Source organism: Chamaesiphon sp., assembly GCF_041738855.1.
GTDB lineage: Bacteria > Cyanobacteriota > Cyanobacteriia > Cyanobacteriales > Chamaesiphonaceae > Chamaesiphon.
In genome coordinates this window covers 1-22,036 of record NZ_JBGSPA010000032.1, presented here as the reverse complement: position 1 = coordinate 22,036, position 22,036 = coordinate 1, and the positions used below count along the sequence as shown (strand labels likewise).

The window sequence follows — 22,036 nt, the reverse complement described above, 5'->3', positions numbered from 1 at the left end:
TAGAGTTTTGTTTACATTCCTTCATCATTGTAGAGGTAAATAATCGGGGAAAAACGCGATCGATGATATCATACTGGCTAGGAAGGTGTGTTTTTTTCTATAGTACGATGAAATTTTCACTCCAGCTCATCGATCGCGCAGCCCTCATCAGATTAACTATCCTCGCCCTAATTATTACCTCGATCCTCATCTTCGGCTGGTCGTTGATGGTGTGGATGCCAGGAACTAGTTATCGTCAAGCATTACCTCCATTGAGTGCGGCAGATCGGAGCTTGCAAGACCGCCTCCAGCGGGATGTCGAAATGCTCTCCGCAAAGATCGGCAGTCGCAATGTGGGCAACTATCCCAACCTCGTCGCTGCTCAGGAATTTCTCGATCGCGAGTTGACCAAGGCAGGATATACCGTCCGAGCGCAACAGTACACCGTCGCCGAGCGCACATATAGTAATCTCGAAGTCGAAATCCCTGGGAGCAGTCTTGCCGAACAAATCCTCGTCGTCGGCGGACACTATGATAGTGCTTTCACCAGTCCTGGCGCAGATGATAACGCTACAGGTGCAGCCGCAGTCCTTGCCCTCGCCCGCGAATTTGTTGGGACTAAACCCCTGCGAACGCTGAGATTTGTGGAATTTACCAACGAGGAACCGCCATTTTTTTGTACTCAAAATATGGGCAGTTTCAGATATGCCCAAAATGCCAAGCAACGGGGCGATAAAATCGTCGGGATGTTTAGCTTGGAGACATTGGGATACTTTACTAATACAGCCAATACCCAGAAATATCCACCACTACTGAGTTTCCTATATCCCGATCGAGGTGATTTTATTAGCTTTATTAGCGATATCGACTCGCGAGAGCTGCTCCGCAATACGATCCGCTCCTTTCGCGCTCAGACCAAATTCCCCTCTGAAGGTGCAGCCATGCCCAATTTTATTCAAGGTGTCGGTGGGTCTGACCATTGGTCGTTTTGGCAACAAGGTTATCAAGCTCTGATGATTACCGATACTGCCACTTTTCGCTACCCTTTCTACCATACAGCAGCCGATACAGCCGACAAAATCGACTTTGAGCAGCTATCGCGAGTCACTCATGGGATCGGTAATGTAATTCGGGATTTTGTAGGGTTGGAGGGATCGTAAACATTCGATCGGATCGATCTGGTGCGAAAGCTAATGTGTATTATAGTGAAACTAGGTCGTCAATAGTTACATTCCGCTGTCGATCGAGTTCTTGTAGTCGCTGTTTAGTCATAGTCCATTCTCGAAGGTATTCTGATTTCTTAGTTACATCTTCTGGATCGTCACTGCGTATTTTACTTAGATAGTCTTTACACTTTTGTTCGCAGGCAAACTTTTCTAAGCAAGCAATCGCCGCGCGGAGCACTAATGGCGATCTCTGAATTTCTTCAGCAGTATGTTCATCTAGATTGAATAAATGTTCGATCTGCATCCCTCTAAATCGCTCTGCCATTGTATCTTGTAATTTAGCAATTAATCGATCGTCTAAATAGTCAATCTCTTCATTTTCAGAGTTTGGGCATACTGATGAAGAGCGATCGAGGATCTGTTGCCATAATAAACGGTGGTGAGCCAATGTAAAAGTAAGATTGGCAGAATCTAGAGCATCGATAATTGTCAAGCGATGGATGGGATAATGTAAGTAAATCCGCAGCACCAAACCTTCGGCTCGTTCGATTAACCTTTGACTGGGATGAATGCTAACAGGGACTACTGCGACTAGCTCTTGATGCTCAACATCGATGCGATTGTCATCTGCTGTTGATGGAGATGATTTAGATCGATTTACAGGTGCGGTAATGGCGATCGATCTTGGTGCTGGAAGTGGTTTTAGTCCCTTGATTGTAGTCTGTAAGTTCTCAAATAAGAGCGGGATCATCCGCGCATCACCTACACTCAATAATCCTGCTGATTTTTGGAGATAATGGATACGAGTAGTGACGTCAGTGATATTTTGCAGTAGTTTGACGATCTTTTGGGTCGCCGTTTGATATTGCTCGGCTTGGGTGAGATCTTGTCCGGCGATCGCTTGTTCTAGTTGCCAATCCAACCACAATGGAGCGCGATCTAGTAACTCTAAATAGTCTGCTTGACTATTATTTTTGAGAAATTCATCGGCATCTTTGCCAGTCGGTAAGTTCAGAATTCGGAGTTGTAATTGACCTTGATAAGCTAGCTCTCTCACTTCTCCAATCGCGCGTTCTGCGGCAATATTACCCGCTTTATCAGCATCAAAATTGAGAATAATTTGTTTGGACTCAGTAAACTTAACCAACTGCTTGACTTGCGCTGAACTTAATGCTGTACCGAGTGCAGCTACTGCACTATCGATTCCCGCAGCATGAAGCGCAATGACATCAAAATAACCTTCAACTACCACCACGCGATCGGTTTTACTAATCGTATTTTTGGCGCGATCGAGTCCATATAAAGTGTTACCTTTATCGAATAATTCCGTCTCTGGTGAGTTGAGATATTTAGGCTGTTCATCACTCAAAGTGCGCCCACCAAACCCAATAACTCGTCCGCGTAAATCGCAAATCGGAATCATCAAGCGATCGCGAAATCTGTCATAGTAACTAGTCTCATCCTTGCGAGGGATAATCAATCCAGCCGCAATAATCGCTTGCGGCGGAAAATGCTTTTGTGCGATGAGATAATTAACTAAAGTTTCCCAACCAGCAGGCGCGTAACCAAGCTGAAAACTTTGAATAGTGTCATCACTAAAAGCGCGTTCTTCCTGGAGATATGTGAGAGCTTTCTCTCCTTGAGGTTGATTGAGCGCGTGCTGATAAAAATTAGCCGTTATCGCCAAAATTTCATACAACTGCTCCCGTTGGGACAATCGTCGCTGCAACTCTTGACGTTGCTCTGGCTCCAAAGTCTGCACCGGAACCTGATATCGCCGTGCTAAATCTAAGACAACCTCTGTGAAAGATTGCTTACCCAACTCCATCAAAAAATCGATCGCGCTACCACCAGCCTGACAACCAAAGCAGTAATACATCTGCTTGACGGGACTAACAGCAAAACTCGGCGACTTCTCTTGATGAAATGGACAAGAACCGAGATAATCCTTACCACGTTTTTTGAGTACAACGTGTCCGCCGATCACATCAACAATATCGACTTTAGCTTTTACTTCTTCGATCGTATCAGGATGTAAACGGGGAATATTCATGAATAGTGAATAGTTAGTACGATCGCAAACATTTATTAAAGGTAGTCGATTATTTTACCACTTTATATCTGGAAGTAATATTGACATCCGCTCTGGAAGTGACTTAATCGGATTGCAGTATAACTCTATTTCAGTAAGTCCAGCCAATGAGATCGCACTTTCCGGTAATTCTGAAATCTGGTTGTTAATCAGTTCCAGCCAATCTAAGTTAATGAGATTACCGATACGATCTGGTAATTTTTTCAAGTAATTATTGCTAGCTTGTAAAATTTTTAGGTTTGTTAATTCACAAATGCTATCAGGCAAATATTCTAGCTGATTGTTATTAATATTTAAAAGTTCAAGATTTTGTAACTTACCTATACTACTTGATAAAGACATCAAACACCCTCCCTCAAAATTAATGGATTTTAATTTATTTAAGCTGCCAATACTGCTTGGCAAATAATGTAAGTCAGTGTTTGTACCAAGCTCCAATCTTTCTAGCTTAGAAAGATTGCCAATCGGATCAGGCAATGAATTTATATGAGTTTCATGAATGCAGAGATATTCAAGTGAGTGAAGACTACCAATGGAAGTAGGCAATTCCTGTAAATGATAACACCTAACAAAAGTTAATTCCTTAAGTTTTGTTAGTTTGCCAATACTTTTTGGTATTTTTCTAAAACATCTGCAATCAGCAATACCTAAACTCTCTAAATCTTCAAAATCACCGATGCAATTGTCTAGATACTCTTCTGGTTCATTCAAATCTACAATGTAGATACTTTTAACGCCAGATCTTCCGCTGCCATTTTTTAAATATTGAGCATACTCACGATCGTTTTGAATTAACATTTATGTCGTTTTTAAATAAAAATAAAGCCAAAGCAATAACGAGCGCGACAGGAGCGATATTACCGATTATGCTTCAACTAGCTCGATCTTAATCCGTTTACCTAATGCTCTAGCCGCTCGATCGAGAGTATAGAGGGTTACTGAAGTATTGTCTGGCTCTAGCAATCGTTGGCATAGCCTCTCCTACGGAGAATCGAGGGCGCGACCCGTACCTATCGCTCTTGCTCCACCAGTTTTAGTCATCTGTTTAGTTTCAATTTCTTGCTTGATTTGCCAAGCAATGACTCTTTTAATCGCGATCTTATTGACTTGCGTAAGTAGCTCCTCCTCATCTAAGAAATCATCGAAAGAAGAGCCGATATGGTGATTACTTTTCATCTGGTGTCTCCAGTTGTGACTTGCGATCGAGAGCTATTGCTATTTTACTAAGTTAGCATCAACCCGAGCGGATAAAGCAGTAGCGATCGATTCAGGATCGATCGAGTGTCCGATAAATACTAGTTTAGTCTCCCGTCGCTCATCCGTACGCCAAGGTCTGTCATAAAATTGCTCGAAGCGTTTGCCGACACCTTGGATAACTAGCCGCATCGGTTTATTCGGGACAGCGACAAATCCTTTGATGCGGTAGATTTCCTGCTCTAAGACAAGGTGTTCTAATTGTTGGCGTAATTGTTCGGGGTCAAATTCGCGATCGATGATGAGATTAATTGAGTTAATATCATCATCATGATCGTGGTCTTCTTCAGTATCATGATGGCTGGGACGCTCGTCGAGATGGTCTTCTACCGCTGCATTTAGTCCCAAGATGGTATCGACATCGACGATGCCGCGATCGCTAGTAACTATTTTTACCGATCGCGGCAGTTCTTGGTTGATGAGATCGATCGTTTGTTGATATTGCTCGGTAGTTACCAGATCGGCTTTATTCAAAATCACCAAATCGGCACAAGCTAACTGATCCTCAAATAACTCCTGCAATGGCGTCTCATGATCCAGATTCTCATCCTCCAGCCTGAGCGCGTATACAGCAGCCGGATCGCTAGCGAACCTGCCATCTGCCACCGCATCACAATCAACCACCGTAATCACCGCATCTACCGTCGCAGCGGTACGAATTTCTGGCCATCGGAAGGCGGTTATGAGCGGCTTGGGGAGTGCCAAACCGGAGGTTTCGATCAGAATGCAGTCGATGTCATTGCGCCGCGCGATTAGGGCTTGCATGGTGGGCAAAAATTCTTCCTGTACCGTGCAGCACAAGCAACCATTGGTGAGTTCGACAATATTATTGAGCGGTTCGATCTCATCATCGGGGCAGACTTGACACGATCGCAACAGCTCACCATCGATACCCAGTTCGCCAAATTCATTGACGATTACCGCGATCCGTCGCCCGTGATTGTGGGTGAGCAAATGTCGAATCAGCGTGGTTTTGCCACTACCAAGGAATCCGGTAATCACGGTGACGGGAATTTTTTTTGCCATGTTAATTTTGAACTGTGTGCCTCAGGCTTATAGTTTACCGCACTTATAATCCGGCTAGCCAACGACTGGCAATCGTGGCTAGTGGTGCAAAATATCCTAATTGCACAGAGTGTGCTTTCACAGATTTGATATAATTAAAGATAGTAGCTATCATCACTAGGCAAGATTAATTCGATCGAATGTTAGAACTAAAACTCGAACAACTTCGTCATCTATTTGTAGAGATGGAGCAAGCCCTAATTGCTTATTCTGGCGGGATTGATAGTACTTTAGTTGCCAAAGTTGCCTATGATGTTTTGGGCGATCGAGCCTTGGCTGTAACTGCCAAATCACCATCATTACTACCTGAAGAATTGGCAGATGCGATCGCCCAAGCACAAGCGATCGGGATCGGTCATCAGATTGTCGAAACTCACGAAATGGACAACCCCAATTATTCATCCAATCCAGTCAATCGCTGCTATTTCTGTAAAAGCGAACTCCACGATACGCTCAAGCCATTAGGATTGAAACTCGGTTACCAATATGTCATCGATGGTGTCAATGCTGATGACTTACAAGATTATCGTCCAGGTATTCAGGCGGCAAAAGAACGGGGTGCTAGGTCGCCATTAGCCGAGCTTGGCATTACTAAAATGGAAGTCCGTGAGATTGCTAAATTTTTAGGCTTATCTTGTTGGAATAAACCCGCTCAACCATGCTTGAGTTCGCGGTTTCCGTATGGGGAAGAGATTACTATCCCCAAATTAAATCGCGTGGGGAGAGCTGAGATCTATCTGCGTCGATTGGGATATGAAAATGTGCGAGTGCGATCGAGTGATGACACTGCCAAAATTGAATTACCATTCGAGTTAATTCAAAAATTTGTCGCCAATACAAATTTGGTAGAGCTGACTGAAACCTTGCGATCGTTTGGGTTTGTCTACGTCACTCTAGATTTAGAAGGATATCGCAGCGGCAAACTAAATCAGGTATTGCCCCAATTTGTCAAGTAGAGAAGTGTGAAGATCGATCGCATCAGAATTGGCTAGAACTGAGATGAAATAAATATAGTTGATGTAGGGTGTGCTAGGTTCAGCGATGCGCGATCCGGAGGGTTGTCCGTAAGCGCAAGGCGCAGGCGAGGAGCGATTACTGTTGTGATTAATTTGGTTTATTTAGTCGATCTAACAACCATAGCGATCCCACAATGCCGATAAAATGTGCCGTAATCGTGTGGGTATTGGCTAGCACGATGAAAATATCCAACGGCTGAATAATCTTACTCAAAGCTTCAGGACTAAATAGTGCGAACGAGGCGATTGAGGACAATGATTTGCCCAGCAAAGTGCCGCCGATCGATTCGGCACCGAGTACACTCGATCCCATCCCCAGGATCGAGGACAACAGACCCCACCGGACGATTTGAATAGTCTCGGCTTTCTTGGGGCGGAGATTGGGATTCTTGAGCCTACGGGAGGTGAGCACGTAGCGAAATGACCAGTAAGTGCTCACGTAGAGGATCAGCAATCCACCCACTGCAAATAGTAAACTTCCGCCCGTACCTGGATTGCTCACACCCGTACTGGCAAAGGGTAGCGCAAATAGAAAAATCAAGCTTGAGACTACCGCCAAAGTAAGTTGCAGCCAAAATCCCGCCCAACCGACACGGCGGAGTTGGGTAGCGATTTTTCTGACAGTTAGCGTCGTACTATCGTTACTTTCCAGATTTGACATAAATATTAGTTAAGAAATTAATAAGAATCTAGGATAATTATCCCTTGACGTAAATTGAATGAGTTAAGCTAAAAACTGGGCATCCATAGTCGATCGCCTAGCGTCGGGTGTGATAAATCAAACAATCTACTGACCCCGTTACCGATAGAATTTGCTTTCCTGTCTTGTTTTGAGAGATTTATCCCGACTTGCCTAAAGTCAGCATTTACAGTATCGATCCTGCCTTTAGCTTTCCGGCTAGGCGAGGACTGCAACAAAAGAATACCAACATTATAAGGTGGTAACAGCTATGAACTTTGAAGATATTTATTGCTTTTTTCGCAATCCACCACCACTCTATCTCAACCAAGAGTTGGCGGTTTGTTATATTCTCGATATTCTACTTCAGGGCGATTCTTATGGTACCGAATTGATTGCCAGATTGGAGCATGAATCTTCAACCTATCGGCTCTCAGACACCGTTTTGTACAGTGCCATCAAGTTCTTGGAAGGCTCCGGTACCATTGTCGGGTACTGGAAAAAAGTTGAAGGTCGCGGTCGTCCGCGCCGGATGTATCAAATTGACTCGGAATGGACGACCAAAGCTCAGGAGCTTGCCTACTTCTGGGAACAATATTCTAGTACGAATCCTAACACGGCTACTGGGACACCCGCTCTAGATCATAGTCGCGCATTAGCGACTGGTAGTTAGGACTTAGAGCCAGCTCTAAACGGCTCCTCGACTACGCTCATCAATTGTCAAGCAGGTGTCACACCTGCTTTTTTGACGGTCAGATGTGTTAGCTTAAACTTGAGGAGCGATCCACATCTTCAATCGAATTATCAACTGTGCTCATCATGCCTCCTCAACGGATTTTACTTTGGTATCGTAACGATCTGCGCTTGCACGACCACGCACCGCTGACTCAAGCTCTCACTGACGGTGCTAGTATAATTCCATTTTATTGCTTTGACGATCGCCAGTTTGCGCTGACAAGCTTTGGATTTCCCAAAACTGGTGCCTTTCGATCGCAATTTTTGCTCGAAAGCGTCGCCGATTTGCAGCAATCTTGGCAGTCTCGCGGTAGCGGTTTAGTAGTGCGACGGGGATTGCCCGAAGTAGTCATCCCGTCACTAGTCGAGCAATTGGGGATTACTGCTGTCTATTATCATCGCGAAGTTACGCCCGAAGAAATTGCCGTCAGCGACACCCTCGAACGTGCTTTAACAGCGATCGGTGTCAAGTGTAGATCTTTTTGGGGGCATACTCTGTATCGGCTGCAAGACTTACCATTCGATTTGGTAAACCTACCCGAACTATTTACCAAATTTCGGAAGGATGTCGAAAAAGATGCCGATATCCAAAAACCTCTACCTACGCCAGCAACTGTCCCACCCCTACCCGCCGGAGTAGAGGTGGGAATGCTCCCCAGCCTTGCCGATTTAGGAGCGGTAGCACCCGCACCTGACGCGCGGGGAGTTTTGGCATATCACGGTGGTGAAACTGCGGGAATCGATCGCTTAAATGAGTATTTTTGGCAACAGGATCGATTGCGGGTCTACAAAGAGACCCGCAATGGTATGCTGGGGGCGGATTACTCTTCTAAATTTTCCGCTTGGTTGGCTTTAGGCTGTCTGTCACCCCGATATATCGATGCCCAAGTCCGAAAGTATGAAAACGAACGAATCGAAAATGATTCGACTTATTGGTTGATTTTTGAGATACTATGGCGGGATTATTTTCGCTTTATTTGTGCCAAACATGGTGTAGATATGTTCAAAAAGTCGGGACTCCAAGGTGTTAATCTTAGCTGGAAACAAGACTGGGAAAGGTTCGAGCTGTGGCGAGAAGGCAAAACCGGATTTCCGCTTGTCGATGCCAACATGCGCGAGATCGCAGCGACTGGCTATATGTCCAATCGCGGACGCCAAAATGTAGCTAGTTTCCTCACCAAAAATCTGGGTATCGATTGGCGGATGGGTGCCGAATGGTTTGAATCGCTGCTAATCGATTACGATGTTTGTAGTAATTGGGGCAATTGGAACTATACAGCCGGAGTCGGTAATGATGCGCGGGGATTCCGCTTTTTTAATATTATCAAGCAGTCCAATGATTACGATCGCGAGGGTAAGTATGTCAAACATTGGTTACCAGAACTAGCGCAAGTTCCCGCAGCCAAAGTACACGAGCCATGGAAGCTTTTACCTGTAGAACAGGAGCGATTTGGTGTCCGGCTGGGGGTGGATTATCCCCAGCCTGTGGTAGATTTATTTAAGTCTGCCAAAGCTAATGAGGCAATCTATAATAGTGCTTTCAATATATCAAGTAGTTCGAGCGATCGACCAGTTCCCAAACGTCGTAATAAGTAGATAAAGGTAAACAGTTAAATTAATTGATAATTGATAATTGATAATTGGGTTTTTAGGTTGGGGATTTAAACCCCACTTTAAAAACAATCCACCTAAAGGTGGGGAATTTAAACCCCTGCACTTCGTTGACAGTGCCCACCCTACTATTTATTCTGATATACATTCACTCAATCCAAGGTACTGGAGTTGAACCAGTCTAACCCGAATTATGAGTTCGGTGCCTCAACCGCTCGGCCAACCTTGGAGATATTTTGTTATTTTAACATTAACCTTTAACCATTCCTAAATTTCACCTAAACAGGCAAAATCGATCGCTGACAGCTCGGACAAACAGCATGAATCGTCAACTGACAGTCGAGGAGATGATAGCCTTCCTTTTTAGAAGTTTTGTCACCAATTTTCAAGACAGATTCATTTTTGAATTCGATCGTTTGATTGCACTTGACGCAGATCAGGTGGTGGTGATGGTGGTAGGGTTGATTGATTTCATAGTGCTTGTGATCTTCGGCTAGCTCTAGTTCGCGCAAAATACCCATCCGCGCCATCAGCTTGACGGTACGGTAAATCGTAGACAAACTGATATCATGCCCTTCAGTTTGGAGCAAATCAAATAGATCTTCTGCGCTCAGATGTTTGCCAGCAGCCAAGTTCTGAAAAATGTCCAGAATGATCTGGCGTTGGGGCGTCAGTCGCCAGCCGCGCTCGTGTAATTCAGCTTTGAGGGAGTCTGCTGTATAGAATGACATACTCATCACCCAATTTTTATCATCAGTTATCATCATAGCTAACTTAGGATCTATTTGCAACAAGCAAGCTTTATTGAGAATAACTCTCTTTTAATTAGGAGTTAGGTTTTAGGCTTTAGGTGTTAGGGAATGATTAGGAATTAGGCTGTGGTTAGATTGTAGACAATGTGTAGCAAACACTTGCGTTTTCAGAGCTAAAGCCTAAAGCCTAAAGCCTAACCCCGTCCCGTCACAGACAACCCCTCTACAATCAAAGAGGGCGTTTGACAGGGGCCATTCCAATCGATATCTGAGCCGAGGGCGACGATTTGCTTGAGTGCAGTATAGACATTGCCACTGACCATCGTATCCTTGATCCGACCGCTAATGCGACCGTTTTTGATGCGGTATCCTAGCTCGACATTGATCGAAAAATCTCCAGACATCCCAGCTTCGTTGCCCAGGATTTGGTCGATGATAATCCCTGAATCGAGCTGTTGAACTAGTTCGGAAAAGCTTGATTTCCCAGGTGCAACTGTTAGATTGACTAGTCCAGGGGTCGGATAACTGCCCAAACCAGATCGAAAGCCATTGCCAGTGGAGCCGGAACCGAGCTGACGCCCGATCGTCCGATCGGCATAAAATAAGTTGAGTTTACCTTCATGAATGAGTGTCAAAGTCCGCGTCGGCGAACCCTCATCATCGAACGGGCAACTAAAGGGGCCGCGATCGGGTGCCTGAGTGAGCGTGAGTAGGGGAGAAAGCACTTTTTGCCCCAATCTGTCACTCCAAGGTGAAGCTCCTTCGAGCACCTGTTTACCATTCATTGCTGCTTGAATGGTGTCCCAGAGCATATCGGCGGCTTTGGCGGTGAATAAGACTGGTACTTTACCAGTGGGTGGGTTGACGTTGGTTTTTGCCCATTCGAGGCGTTTGATGACACTCTGGGCGATTTTGGTAGGATCGAGATGACCGCGTTGAGTTTGACCGTCACCCACGCTCAAAAAATCATCCCCGCGAATCCATTCTACGGCTAGGTAGCCGCTCAAGGTGGTATCGGTGTAGCTACAATCGAGTCCCAGACTATTGACTAGCTTAGTGGTTTCGATATCGCAGTCCCACTGGCTGTTACAGAGCACGTCTGGGAAATCCGATCGCACTAATTCGATCGCCATTTTGCCCATCGCCACCAATTCCTCCATCGGAATCGTATCACCTAGATCGGGGTAGATATTGCGATCGGCTCCATTTAGTTCGGGTGTTTCTGGTTCGTTGAGTTGCGATAGCTCGATACTTTTGGCAACCAAGATCTGTGGCTCGACAGCACCATAAGCTACGGCGATTCCTGGCTTGCCATCTTTCCACAATCGCAGTGCAATCCCCTCGCTTTGGGCTGTTTCTAGCTGCTTGAGCCGATTTGCTTCAAAGAAAACTGGTCGCGATAGGGATTTGGCTTGATAAACTTCGGCGGCTTCGGCACCTGCTTTGGCAGCTAGATCTAACAGTTGGGCGGCGATATCCATTGGGCGCGGGGAGACTGGGGGAGTGGGGGAGTGAGTGGGGTTGCTCAGAGCGGCACAGATTGACTATTTAACAAAATTTAGGGGTTTAAATCCCCCGCATCGAGGAGCGTGAATCGCTGTCTGTCTTGTCGCGCTATACCTGGAGGGAACCTCCAGAGCGCGCGCCGCAACTGTCAACTGTCAACTATCATTTGATTCATACAATAGCCAAAATCCGGCAAATTCCTCAACATCTGGACTGGCTTGGATGGCGATGAAGTGGACTCCATACGATCGTTGTTTGCTAGCTTCAAACTGTGCGGCTTCTTGTTGCGTCGTACCCTCTAGCCGCGCGACAATCCAGCTTTCGCTGGCTCCTGTCTCTAGCAGTAAGGTGGATTTTGGTGCAGGTTGGTAGCGGACGGCGACGATCTCCAGTCCAGACATCCAAGCCGCTAATGGTACCGAACGTGGCGAGTAAAGGATCAAACCAGGAATCTCCATCTGGGGCGTAACTCCCACCATGTCGAGCGGGAAGGCTTCTCCGAAGCCAACTTGCCACTCACTCATATCAGCAAACTGACTGGCAGCAAGACTCACAAATGTCCACTTTTCGCCGATGAGTGCTTCGGGTAGCGGCTGGGGTGGATCGGAAAACATCTGCACGGACGCACTATTTACAGCTTGATAGTTGGGCAGACTGGGATAAAAATGCTCCATCCGCTCGTTCAACCACTGCCTGAGCGCGATCGATCGCCGACTTGCCGCCGCCGGAACACCAATATCTTTACAAGCTTTGGTTATCATATTATTCATCTGTCGCCGAAAAAAGCGAATCCGCTGAGGCGATTGTTTAGCTGTCAGCATCGCCGCCTGCAAGGCTTCTCCCAGCCACAGTGAGTTGACTTTATCGCTCGGACAATATTGGGCGTAGCGAAATAGTTCGGTGGTTGCTTGCTCCGTCGTCGATGGACTTTCGCAGATCAACAGTTCCCAAACTTTCTTCTGTCGCTCATCAATCAGCGGGCGCGAGTAAAAATCGATCTCCCAAATCACTCCCATTCTCTTATTTCGTGCTGCTTGCGTTGTGATTTTTACATTCAACTACCAATTATCGGCGATCGCCGGACAGAAGGGAATAGGCTTTAGGCTTTAGGTATTGGGCTTTAGGGAATAGGTTTGAGGTTGCTGTACAGATCGGTGATGAGTCAATGGATAGAGATCGAGGATGCGATCGCCGATTGCCAAAGCAAAACCGCTATGATTACCTAATAGTAATAAACATCCAGCCTAACGCTCAAAGTCTAGAGTTCACAGCCTAAAGCCCACAGCCTAAAGCCTAAGACCTAATCCCTAAAGCCCAATACCTAAAACCTAAAGCCTAATCCCATGCTGCTTTCCAAAGGATTTGAAATTGAAGTCTACACGGGTACTCCCCAGGGAGAGATTGTCGGTTTATCCGATCGGATTGTGGCGGATTTGGATGGATTTATCATCGAACCAGATAGTCGCAATGTGGAATATACCACCGCTCCCTTCACTTCATACGAGCGGTTGCTATGCGCGTTAGTCTTGCCCCGTCGCCAGTTGCGCGCTTATCTTCAGCGGATTGGGGACTACACGCTGATTCCAGGTAGCACACTCTCACTTGGCGGTACGGATACATTTTATCGCTCCGATCCCCACAATCCCTATCATACGTACATCGAACAGACCTACGGCACCAAAGTTGTCACGGCGAGTGTCCATATCAATATTGGCATCAGCGATCCAGAATTGCTGATGCGCGCTTGTCGGCTGGTGCGAGTTGAAGCTCCACTATATCTGGCTTTAAGTGCGGCTTCACCCTTTCTCGATGGTGCGCCGACAGGTTACCACTCCACCCGCTGGGGACTGTTCCCCAAGACCCCAGCACACGTTCCCCTGTTCGAGAGTCACGCCCACCATATCAAATGGGTGAACGAACAACTCGCCCAAAAGACAATGCAAAATGTCCGCCATCTCTGGTCGGCAGTGCGTCCTAACGGCGATCGCCGCCCCTACAATCTCAATCGACTAGAATTGAGAATTTGCGACCTGATTATCGATCCGATCGCCTTGCTGGCGGTGACAAGCCTGATTGAAGCGAGATTGTGGCAGCTCATCACCGACCCCACACTCGATCCGCTGGGGATGAGTAGTTTGTCCGCCGAGGAGTTAGTCCAACTCGCTGACGAAAATGAAATGTTGGTAGCCAAATCTAGCCTCGATGCTACTCTTCGACATTGGCAAGATGGTCGATCGATTACGGCGCATGACTGGATTCAGGAACTCTATGGCGAGGTACATGGTTGTGCTAAGCAACGCGGATTTGCGTGCTTTTTGTCGCCTGTCAAAAAAATCCTCCGCGAGGGCAATACCGCCCAACAATGGCTGCGGCTGTACGATCGCGAACCCGATGCGCGGGCAGTGCTGATACGATCGATTGCCCAAGTCGAGCAACAGGAGATCGAGCTGGATCGTTATCTTTGTCAAGCTGTGGCTTAATTTAGGCTTTAGGGTTTGGACTTGAGGGTTTTGAAATCTATTTCTACTTTTGACTCATTTAAAATTTCAATCGATCGTGCCAACCGTTCAAATATAAAGAGAATCTATATATTACGGAAGATTGCAAACTTTTGTTTCAGTCGCCCTAGCCATGATAGAGCATCTATTGAAGCCACACTTCACCGCTCGGATCGACTAAAGTATCCAGTTTTTAGCTGTCAATTTTCAACCTATGCCCCAATTAGTTTTAGTCAATCCGCAAATCCCACCCAATACTGGCAATATCGCGCGGACTTGTGCCGCCACTCGGACTCAATTACACTTAGTCGGGCCATTGGGCTTTGAAATTACCGATCGCTACCTCAAGCGGGCTGGATTGGACTACTGGCCATACGTTAGTCTCAAAATTCATCCATCGATCGACGCATTTATTGAATTTCGCTGCCAACACCCCGGACGTTCGGTAGGATTTAGTGTCAGAGGCACTTGTAGTCACTTTGACTTCCAGTTTCAGCCGGATGACTGGATCTTATTCGGGAGTGAAACCAATGGACTACCTGCCCAAATTCTGGAACATTGTGCCGCAACCGTATTCATTCCGATGAGCGAACCTGGCGTAAGAAGCCTCAACCTATCTGTGAGTGCCGCTGTGGGACTTTTTGAAGTTCGACGGCAATTGAGCCTCTAGTAACCGCACATGCGGCGGATACATCCCAGTATGGAGCGTTAACACAGTTATGAATCCACCGATCTTGAGCGATCGGTGGATTTTTGAGTGACTAGCTGGGCAGCGATCGCCAACTGTGAGATAAGAAATTCATATCATTGTTTGATGGAATTTGGCTCAATTAAATTAGTAATTACTTATTCAATCGCTCCTCTCGCAGGGTGACAGACATTGCCAAAATTCTGCTCTAGTTACCGTCAAAAGCAGCAGTGAGCCTGACAATATTTGTAGTTACCGATACCCAAAGTTGGCAATTGAAATCAATCTCTGCAAATATACGGTTGTCGATCGACTAATCTGTCGCTTACAGTCGATTCTAAGATGTTCAAAGCCACTTGAATCTAAAATTTGTTGCTGACAGGATCGGCTTCAAAGCCTTTATTCATCAGGTTTTACATCTGGCTTATCAATCTTGACGATCGGATGATCCCTACAGTCGAGTGTTAAAAAACTTGCAAATTATTCCATCATCACTTAAAGTAGCCTTAGCGATCCCTGCCATTGTCAGCACACATGAATTCATCGTTTTCGAGTGCATCAATGTGACGATCTCGATCGCCATGATGGTATGAAAAGTCAGTTTGGACAAGATGCTGTAGTGCCGATCTTATCGATGGTGAGCGCGAAGTGAGATGTCAGTTAGCAGGGAGTTAGGCGTAGGCAAATTCATCTTTGCCGACTAAAATCGTACTCAAATTCAGGAGATCATTTTTGTTGAAAACCGCAATCACGCAGCAGGATAAACTAGTTCATGCCCTGACCGAACCTCAGGATGTGCTGACGATCGCATCGTCCCCCACAGTGTCCGTCCGCTCGTCCAGCTCGATCGAGATCGCTGCTGTATCTGGTAATCATCACAACCGGACTTCCGCAATCATCTGGGGATTGACAGTCGTGCTAGGTATATCGAGCATCCCCGCCAACTATCCCAATCTTGTCGCCGCAGCCGAATCAGCAGGTACCGTTACTCCCACACTGCCTCAAACGGGAGATCTACCAGCACATCCAGCTCACAGCGCAGATCGATACATCCAACAGTTACGGAGTGATGTCTCTCAGATGCAGGCGCAGTCGCCACAACCCATGCCTGTCAAGATCGCTCAAGCATACTCTCCGATCCGGTCTTATCCATCGTCAGTTGTCGATCGGCATAATTCCAATAGTTTGCACCAGTCCAATACAGATGTTTCGATCCGGATCGATGTAGCTGCACCAAAAACCAAAACTTATTACAAGTCTGCGGCAACAACCCAGTCCTACTATCCTGCCACCACTATGGGTTCTGATGGCGAGTTTGCAGACCCAGAAGACCATCTGCCCAACAAAACTGGTGTCACGACGCTCGGTTATGCTTGGCCAGCAGCAGGCACGGTCACTTCCAAATTCGGACGCCGCTGGGGAAGAATGCACAGAGGAATCGACATTGCAGGTCCAGTTGGTACGCCGATTGATGCCGCTGCTGATGGGATTGTCATCGCCGCAGGTTGGCACACGGGTGGATATGGCAATTTTGTAGAAATCAAGCATAGCGATGGTACCACCACTCGGTACGGACACAATAGTAGGTTGTCAGTGAGTGTCGGTCAAGTCGTTCGCCAGGGACAGCAAATTGCCCAGATGGGCAGCACCGGACGTAGTACCGGATCGCACTTACACTTTGAAATTCGCCCCAGTGGTGGTTCGGCTGTCAATCCGATGGCATATCTTACTGCTAGTAGGTAAGGGATCTGCTATTTTCAATAGGTTACCAAGATTCAACGCAAATTCCCTAGCCAAGCGACATTAGTCATGTTATGCTAGGATACGTTAAATAAATTGGCTCAATAGCTCAGTCGGTAGAGTAGGGGACTCATAAGCCCTTGGTCGTCAGTTCAAGTCTGACTTGAGCCATATCTCAATCGGTTACCAGTTGTATTTGTCCTAGCTTGAATTCTTCAGGCAAGACGATCCAACTGGTAATTTGTAGGCATTTATTTCGCTCCTGGCGGAGTTGTTAGCGACTTGGCCATCACCCGTCACCCAGATCGCCAACTCCAGTATGGAACTACAGCTAGCTTGGCAAGGTCAACTCAGTGATTTTGTGACTGGATTGGTCTATGCGCCCGATGGTCGGGGTTGGGCAGCTAGTTCGGCGGCGGGCGAGATCGTGTGGGTGGCTGGACACAGTGAGCCAGTGGTATTGCAGGCGGCAGATGGGCACTCGATCTCCAGCATTGCATTTAGTGCCGATGGTCGTTATTTAGCCGCAGGCGGGCAAGCTGGACAGATCTGGATCTGGGATTGTGCCGATCCTAGCGTTCCTCCCCAAGCGATGGCGACAATGGAGATCGATCGCTGGATCGAGCAGCTAGCTTGGCATCCCACCCAGCCATATCTAGCGATAAGTTATGACTCACAAGTGCAAATCTGGGATGTACCGCTCTCTACAGAGCTAGTCGCCTGGACATTCGACAAATCCTCAGTCTTCGACCTAGCTTGGCAGCCACTCGGCGGATATCTGGCAGTGGCTGGCTACAAAGGCGTCCAAATTTGGTCGCCCACAGATCGGCAAGCACCAAGCTATCATCTGCCAGTAGACACAGCTAGTATCAACATTGCCTGGTCTAGAAATGGTCGTTATTTAGCAGCGGGCAATCTCGATCGCACCTTAACGATCATGGATTGGGAGCATCCCGATGACCAATGGACATTACAAGGTTGTCCGGGGAAGATTCGCCAGTTAACTTGGCTTGCTGACACTAATACTTATTATTTGGCGGTAGCCAGCGGGGTAGCGATCGTGCTATGGAGCTTGACTTCAGATGCGAATACCTGGGATGGTCAGCTACTCGAAGGGCATCAAGATATTGTCAATGTCGCGATCGCGCACCCACAGACAGCCACGCTGGCATCTGGTGGGGCGGATGGATACACCTGTTGGTGGTCATCACAAGGAGAAATCGCCCAAATCTTGCCCCCAAGTGTCAGTAAATTCACTGCCTTAGCATGGCATCCTCAAGGGCTGTACTTAGCGACAGGTACCCATACTGGTGAGATTAGCATTTGGTCGATCCCCGCATAAATACTGATGAGGCTGGAAAAAAAATGTGATACAATCACAGCACTAGCATCACAATATTGTTAGCTAAACTAATTTCAGTTGGAATCAATAGAGTGAAGATTGTCCGAACCGATAGTCATTTCAGCTACTCAAATTAACGTAAGCGATGGGCTGGCAATCCATTTACTACCGCCGTTCCATCTGCCGACTGACTAGCAAGACGTAAGTACAATTTCACTCCAACATCAACTTGCTTTGTAACCGCTCGATCCTTGGATAACGCTTGGCTCAAGTCCAATAGAGTTAGCAGTTACAACGTCAGTAACAGCAACTTAAAAATTTCTACTATTATAGAGTTAATTCAAAGATGTTAAAAATTTGGCTTACTTGGTTGCAACCCAGTCTTGGCTTATTGGGAACAGCGTTAGTGCTCTCCGAATCCTTTGCTGTCTACGCCGCAACGAAACCAGCAGTTCGTAATCCGACCAAAGCCTCCACGCAGATTTCTCAATGGAGTAGTGCTAAGTCTACTGGTACCAGAATCGACAAAGAGTTGTTGAGCGTGATTGCCCCGCCTCCAGATTTAGCAGTCCGCCAACTCGCACTGGAGGCGATGGGGACAACAGGCACGCCCTCCACCAGTATTCTCGCCAACACCAATCGGAGTCAGCGCAATACTGCTGTCGATCGCTTTGTCTCCCCAACGGCAAGATTACCAAAGTCAGCAGTTAGAGCGAGTAAGCGACTCAATAACTCCGTCGCCGCAGCCTTGGCTCGGGCGATTAACCCGCAGCAAAACCCCGTCCCAGGGTTGTATATCGGCAACAGTGACGTACAGGTGTCAAAACGGTTCTTGCCACCTGCCAGACCACTAGCACAATCACTCGCCGCAGCGACCGAAATCGGTGCGCCGACACCATTGTCAGCAATGATGGCTGCCAAAGCTCCGATCGATCCATTTCCAGTAGTACGTCCAGAATTGATGCAGAAGCTCCAGCCGACTCCAGTCGTAGCTAGCGTTCTGACTACCAAAAACAAGACAGCAGCATATCCCCTCAATCCGATCGCCGAAATTCTAGCGGGTAAACCTACTGCATCAGTATTCAAAACAATCACCCCCAAGAACGCGACAGTCGTCAACTCGCTCGACCCGATCGCCGCTATCCCCACCGGATTGCAACGGTTGTTGGGTAACAACTCCAACACTCAGCCGATTGTTGCTAGTGCCCCCGTCGCCAAACCGATCGGCATCAAACCGCGTGCGGTCTTGGCTCTCAAGCAGCTAGTGTCGCCTACAGCTACAGCACAGAGTTCAGTCAGTGCCAGCAGTCTCCAGCTAGCTACCGCTCAAGCCTATATCAGCAGCGTACCCAAGTTTGATATCCCTGGTGAGCGACTGTTGAGCGCAAAACCCCTGAAACCCGCAATCAACCTGCTAGCTGTCAAGCGTATGCCCAAGAACTTGACTACTGCCACCGTCACTCGCAAGAGCAACTACGTCGCCATCCTTACCCCCACTTCCAACCAGTCGTGGACGCTCAACCAACACAACAACCTTGGTGGTTTGATCTTGGGTTCTCAGCCCGTAGCAGCAGTATTGCCTAAGGCGATCCGCTTAGCATCGCTCAATCCTCTCAAAACTACTACTGCGAATCGATCGACACTTAGTTCCGTTACCAACTTCAACTAACAACGTTATTTGCTGGCAACGATCGCGTCGATCTCAAAACTCGCAAAGCTCCTATTTGCATAGATAAATAGGAGCTTTGTAATAATCGGAGCGGATCTTGCGTCAATTGCCTCCCCTCGATCGGCGATCGCAATTAGTGCATATCGTACCCAAACAAATTGGCATTGACTTCATCCAGATTGATATCTGCTAGCCCATACTCCTTCCACCGCCTGTCTACTATCGCCGCCATCTGCGGATCTGGTTCCAACTGTTGACCCCACTCCGCATCGGTTTCTGGATAAACTTTGGTAGTAGCATCAATCCCCATCCGGCTACCCAGTCCCACCTTGGGCGTAGCAAAGTCGAGCTTATCAAACGGCGTATCGGGGATGATAAAGACATCGCGCTGGGGGTCAACTTTGGAACTGATCGCCCAGACAACTTGGCGCGGGTCTCGGATATTGATATCCTTATCGACGACGATCACAAATTTAGTATAGGTAAATTGGGGTAAGGCACTCCAAAAGGCAAGTGCCGCCCGTCTGGCTTGCCCAGGATAAGCTTTATCGATCGCAATAATTGCCGCTTTGTAGCTCAATGCCTCCATCGGTAAGAAAAAGTCAACTATTTCTGGTACCTGTTGGCGTAAGATCGGGGTATAAATCCGGTTGAGGGCGATCGCAATCATCGCTTCTTCTTTGGGTGGACGCCCACTAAAAGTAGTCAAGTAGACCGGATTTTTGCGATGCGTCATGCAATTGAATCGAATCAAGGGGCATGGCTTGGATTGGTTGTAATAACCCATGTGATCGCCAAACGGGCCATCGACCATTTCTTCCCCAGGTGTAATCGTCCCTTCGAGGACAAATTCGGACTCAGCAGGTACTTCCAGATCGACTGTCCGACATTTGGCGAGTTTGATCCCACCACCACCATACAACCCCGCAAATAACCACTCCGACAAATCCATCGGAATCGGCGTCGCCGCCGCCATAATCACCAGTGGGTGTACGCCTAAAGCGATCGCAATTTCTAATTTCTTGCCCCGTTCGGCGGCTTTGCGGAGATGACGCGCGCCACCACGCACAGATAGCCACTGTACGGTCATCGTATTGCGAGATTGCAACTGGAGCCGATAGACGCCGATATTGGGCGTCCCCGTCTCACAATCTTTGGTAATCACCAGCCCCAGCGTGACAATTTTGCCCGCATCGCCAGCATAAGGGCGAATTAAGGGCAGGCTATTGAGGTCGAGATCGCGACCCTCAATGACAACTTGCTGGCAGGGTGGGAAGTAATCTCGACTCGGTTTGGCTTTGAGCACATCAAATAATACCTTGCCAAACTCCACTGCTTGAGCGACTTTCTTGGGTGGTTTGGGTTGCTGCAGCATTGCCAATTTGCGACCGAGATCCTCTAGTTCTTGAGGTTGCTTCATATTCATCGCCCAGCAGATCCGTTCTACTGTACCCATGATATTCACGGCGACTGGGTATTTGGCACCTTTGACGTTTTCAAATAGTAGACCTGGGCCGCCACATTGCAACATCCGATTGGCGATTTCGGCAATTTCCAAGTCGGAATCTACCAGGGTCTTAATCCGCCGGAGTTGTCCTCTTTTTTCGAGTACGTCTAAAAATCCTCTAAAGTCCTCCGCCATGCGATCGCCCAATGTAAAGTTATATCTCTATTGTATCGGGAGTTGGGGATACGGGGGACGCCAAGTAAGGAGAGTACGCAGCGATACCTAAAACCTTCAACCTAAAGCCTACTCTGTGCCTTGAGACTATAAAAAACATACGTATCAAACAGTGCGCCGACGAATCCACAAACTAAACCGATCGTCAGCATCCCATGAATCGCCGAACCACCACCAAAGGTATCGAGAAAAGTGAGTAGCATCGTGGTGGGAATTTGACCGATCGCTCCTATGCCAGGAATGCAAGTCAGTAGCCAAGTACTCGCCAAAGAACCAGACATCAGTAACATCGGCGCGAAAAAACTTAATAGCACCGCCAAGAATAGAGAACGTAGGAAGTTTGATGACACGATTGGCAACCTCACCCGCCCGATGGCTGAAAGAACTGACATGCTGGATTTAGCACATACACATATCATAAATTAGTAACCTGAGTTCGATGAGGCTAGCCTCATCATCAAATCAATTACCTGACTGTGTTTGAGCCAATCACTACCAATCCTCAAAAACTAAGTGTTTCATAAATTATTATCAATAAGCTCTGCTTGTTGATAATTAGCGGT

General features: G+C 47.2%; 19 protein-coding genes, 2 tRNA genes and 1 pseudogene. 10 read left to right on the top strand and 12 right to left on the bottom strand.

All coding sequences use genetic code 11. The annotated features are described in order from the left end of the window. Window positions 1–107 precede the first annotated feature (107 nt). Window positions 108–1,139, top strand: a complete 1,032-nt coding sequence (locus ACEW9I_RS04055) for a M28 family peptidase (RefSeq protein ID WP_373539084.1) — start codon at window positions 108–110, stop codon at window positions 1,137–1,139. A 40-nt stretch (window positions 1,140–1,179) separates the two neighbouring features. On the opposite strand, the gene dnaG is transcribed toward ACEW9I_RS04055, so the two are convergent. The 4 genes from dnaG to cobW form a co-directional block, all read right to left on the bottom strand. Beyond that, a complete protein-coding gene (dnaG, locus tag ACEW9I_RS04050; protein WP_373539083.1) occupies window positions 1,180–3,198 on the bottom strand; it encodes a DNA primase in 2,019 nt (672 codons plus the stop codon). A gap of 54 nt (window positions 3,199–3,252) precedes the next feature. After that, complete coding sequence (locus tag ACEW9I_RS04045; RefSeq protein WP_373539082.1) at window positions 3,253–4,035, bottom strand: leucine-rich repeat domain-containing protein; 783 nt, start codon at window positions 4,033–4,035, stop codon at window positions 3,253–3,255. A 183-nt stretch (window positions 4,036–4,218) separates the two neighbouring features. Then, on the bottom strand, window positions 4,219–4,413 hold the full coding sequence (locus ACEW9I_RS04040; protein WP_373539081.1) for a hypothetical protein: 195 nt from the start codon (window positions 4,411–4,413) through the stop codon (window positions 4,219–4,221). A gap of 39 nt (window positions 4,414–4,452) precedes the next feature. Then, window positions 4,453–5,517, bottom strand: a complete 1,065-nt coding sequence (gene cobW, locus ACEW9I_RS04035) for a cobalamin biosynthesis protein CobW (RefSeq protein ID WP_373539080.1) — start codon at window positions 5,515–5,517, stop codon at window positions 4,453–4,455. A 179-nt stretch (window positions 5,518–5,696) separates the two neighbouring features. Here cobW and larE point away from each other — a divergent pair, with 179 nt between their 5' ends. Further along, window positions 5,697–6,512: an ATP-dependent sacrificial sulfur transferase LarE gene (gene larE, locus ACEW9I_RS04030; protein ID WP_373539079.1), complete on the top strand. Its 816-nt coding sequence runs from the start codon at window positions 5,697–5,699 to the stop codon at window positions 6,510–6,512. Between the two features lie 148 nt (window positions 6,513–6,660). On the opposite strand, the gene ACEW9I_RS04025 is transcribed toward larE, so the two are convergent. Then, window positions 6,661–7,233 (bottom strand): DUF3611 family protein, encoded by a 573-nt coding sequence (locus ACEW9I_RS04025; protein ID WP_373539078.1) that lies wholly within the window; start codon window positions 7,231–7,233, stop codon window positions 6,661–6,663. Between the two features lie 289 nt (window positions 7,234–7,522). On the opposite strand from ACEW9I_RS04025, the gene ACEW9I_RS04020 reads away from it, so the two are divergent. Beyond that, complete coding sequence (locus ACEW9I_RS04020; protein ID WP_373539077.1) at window positions 7,523–7,924, top strand: PadR family transcriptional regulator; 402 nt, start codon at window positions 7,523–7,525, stop codon at window positions 7,922–7,924. 146 nt (window positions 7,925–8,070) lie between these two features. Beyond that, a complete protein-coding gene (locus ACEW9I_RS04015; RefSeq protein WP_373539076.1) occupies window positions 8,071–9,582 on the top strand; it encodes a DASH family cryptochrome in 1,512 nt (503 codons plus the stop codon). 171 nt (window positions 9,583–9,753) lie between these two features. On the opposite strand, the gene ACEW9I_RS04010 is transcribed toward ACEW9I_RS04015, so the two are convergent. The 4 genes from ACEW9I_RS04010 to ACEW9I_RS03995 form a co-directional block, all read right to left on the bottom strand. Next, window positions 9,754–9,826: transfer RNA gene (locus tag ACEW9I_RS04010), tRNA-Ile, on the bottom strand. A 49-nt stretch (window positions 9,827–9,875) separates the two neighbouring features. Then, window positions 9,876–10,328, bottom strand: a complete 453-nt coding sequence (locus tag ACEW9I_RS04005; protein ID WP_373539093.1) for a Fur family transcriptional regulator — start codon at window positions 10,326–10,328, stop codon at window positions 9,876–9,878. 215 nt (window positions 10,329–10,543) lie between these two features. After that, window positions 10,544–11,830: a TldD/PmbA family protein gene (locus ACEW9I_RS04000; protein WP_373539075.1), complete on the bottom strand. Its 1,287-nt coding sequence runs from the start codon at window positions 11,828–11,830 to the stop codon at window positions 10,544–10,546. Between the two features lie 180 nt (window positions 11,831–12,010). Continuing rightward, window positions 12,011–12,871, bottom strand: a complete 861-nt coding sequence (locus ACEW9I_RS03995; protein ID WP_373539074.1) for a Tab2/Atab2 family RNA-binding protein — start codon at window positions 12,869–12,871, stop codon at window positions 12,011–12,013. 327 nt (window positions 12,872–13,198) lie between these two features. Between ACEW9I_RS03995 and gshA the strand changes: the two genes are divergently transcribed. Both gshA and ACEW9I_RS03985 read left to right on the top strand, forming a co-directional pair. Beyond that, window positions 13,199–14,335 carry a glutamate--cysteine ligase gene (gene gshA, locus ACEW9I_RS03990; protein ID WP_373539073.1) on the top strand — a complete coding sequence of 379 codons (1,137 nt, stop codon included), beginning with the start codon at window positions 13,199–13,201 and terminating at the stop codon, window positions 14,333–14,335. Window positions 14,336–14,567: 232 nt separating this feature from the next. Further along, window positions 14,568–15,023 (top strand): tRNA (cytidine(34)-2'-O)-methyltransferase, encoded by a 456-nt coding sequence (locus ACEW9I_RS03985; RefSeq protein ID WP_373539072.1) that lies wholly within the window; start codon window positions 14,568–14,570, stop codon window positions 15,021–15,023. Window positions 15,024–15,492: 469 nt separating this feature from the next. Here ACEW9I_RS03985 and ACEW9I_RS03980 read toward each other — a convergent pair whose 3' ends face one another. Then, a complete protein-coding gene (locus ACEW9I_RS03980; protein WP_373539071.1) occupies window positions 15,493–15,651 on the bottom strand; it encodes a hypothetical protein in 159 nt (52 codons plus the stop codon). A 755-nt stretch (window positions 15,652–16,406) separates the two neighbouring features. Between ACEW9I_RS03980 and ACEW9I_RS03975 the strand changes: the two are divergent. The 4 genes and pseudogenes from ACEW9I_RS03975 to ACEW9I_RS03960 form a co-directional block, all read left to right on the top strand. After that, a pseudogene (locus ACEW9I_RS03975) lies at window positions 16,407–16,784 on the top strand (M23 family metallopeptidase); the annotation flags it as partial. 95 nt (window positions 16,785–16,879) lie between these two features. Continuing rightward, window positions 16,880–16,952 (top strand) — tRNA-Met (locus ACEW9I_RS03970). A gap of 148 nt (window positions 16,953–17,100) precedes the next feature. After that, window positions 17,101–18,123 carry a WD40 repeat domain-containing protein gene (locus ACEW9I_RS03965; protein WP_373539070.1) on the top strand — a complete coding sequence of 341 codons (1,023 nt, stop codon included), beginning with the start codon at window positions 17,101–17,103 and terminating at the stop codon, window positions 18,121–18,123. A gap of 346 nt (window positions 18,124–18,469) precedes the next feature. Next, the gene (locus tag ACEW9I_RS03960; protein ID WP_373539069.1) at window positions 18,470–19,792 is read left to right on the top strand and encodes a hypothetical protein; all 1,323 of its coding nucleotides are present in this window, start codon (window positions 18,470–18,472) and stop codon (window positions 19,790–19,792) included. Window positions 19,793–19,925: 133 nt separating this feature from the next. On the opposite strand, the gene ACEW9I_RS03955 is transcribed toward ACEW9I_RS03960, so the two are convergent. Beyond that, window positions 19,926–21,434, bottom strand: a complete 1,509-nt coding sequence (locus ACEW9I_RS03955) for a UbiD family decarboxylase (protein ID WP_373539068.1) — start codon at window positions 21,432–21,434, stop codon at window positions 19,926–19,928. Between the two features lie 101 nt (window positions 21,435–21,535). Continuing rightward, complete coding sequence (locus tag ACEW9I_RS03950) at window positions 21,536–21,865, bottom strand: hypothetical protein (RefSeq protein ID WP_373539067.1); 330 nt, start codon at window positions 21,863–21,865, stop codon at window positions 21,536–21,538. Between the last annotated feature and the right edge of the window lie 171 nt (window positions 21,866–22,036).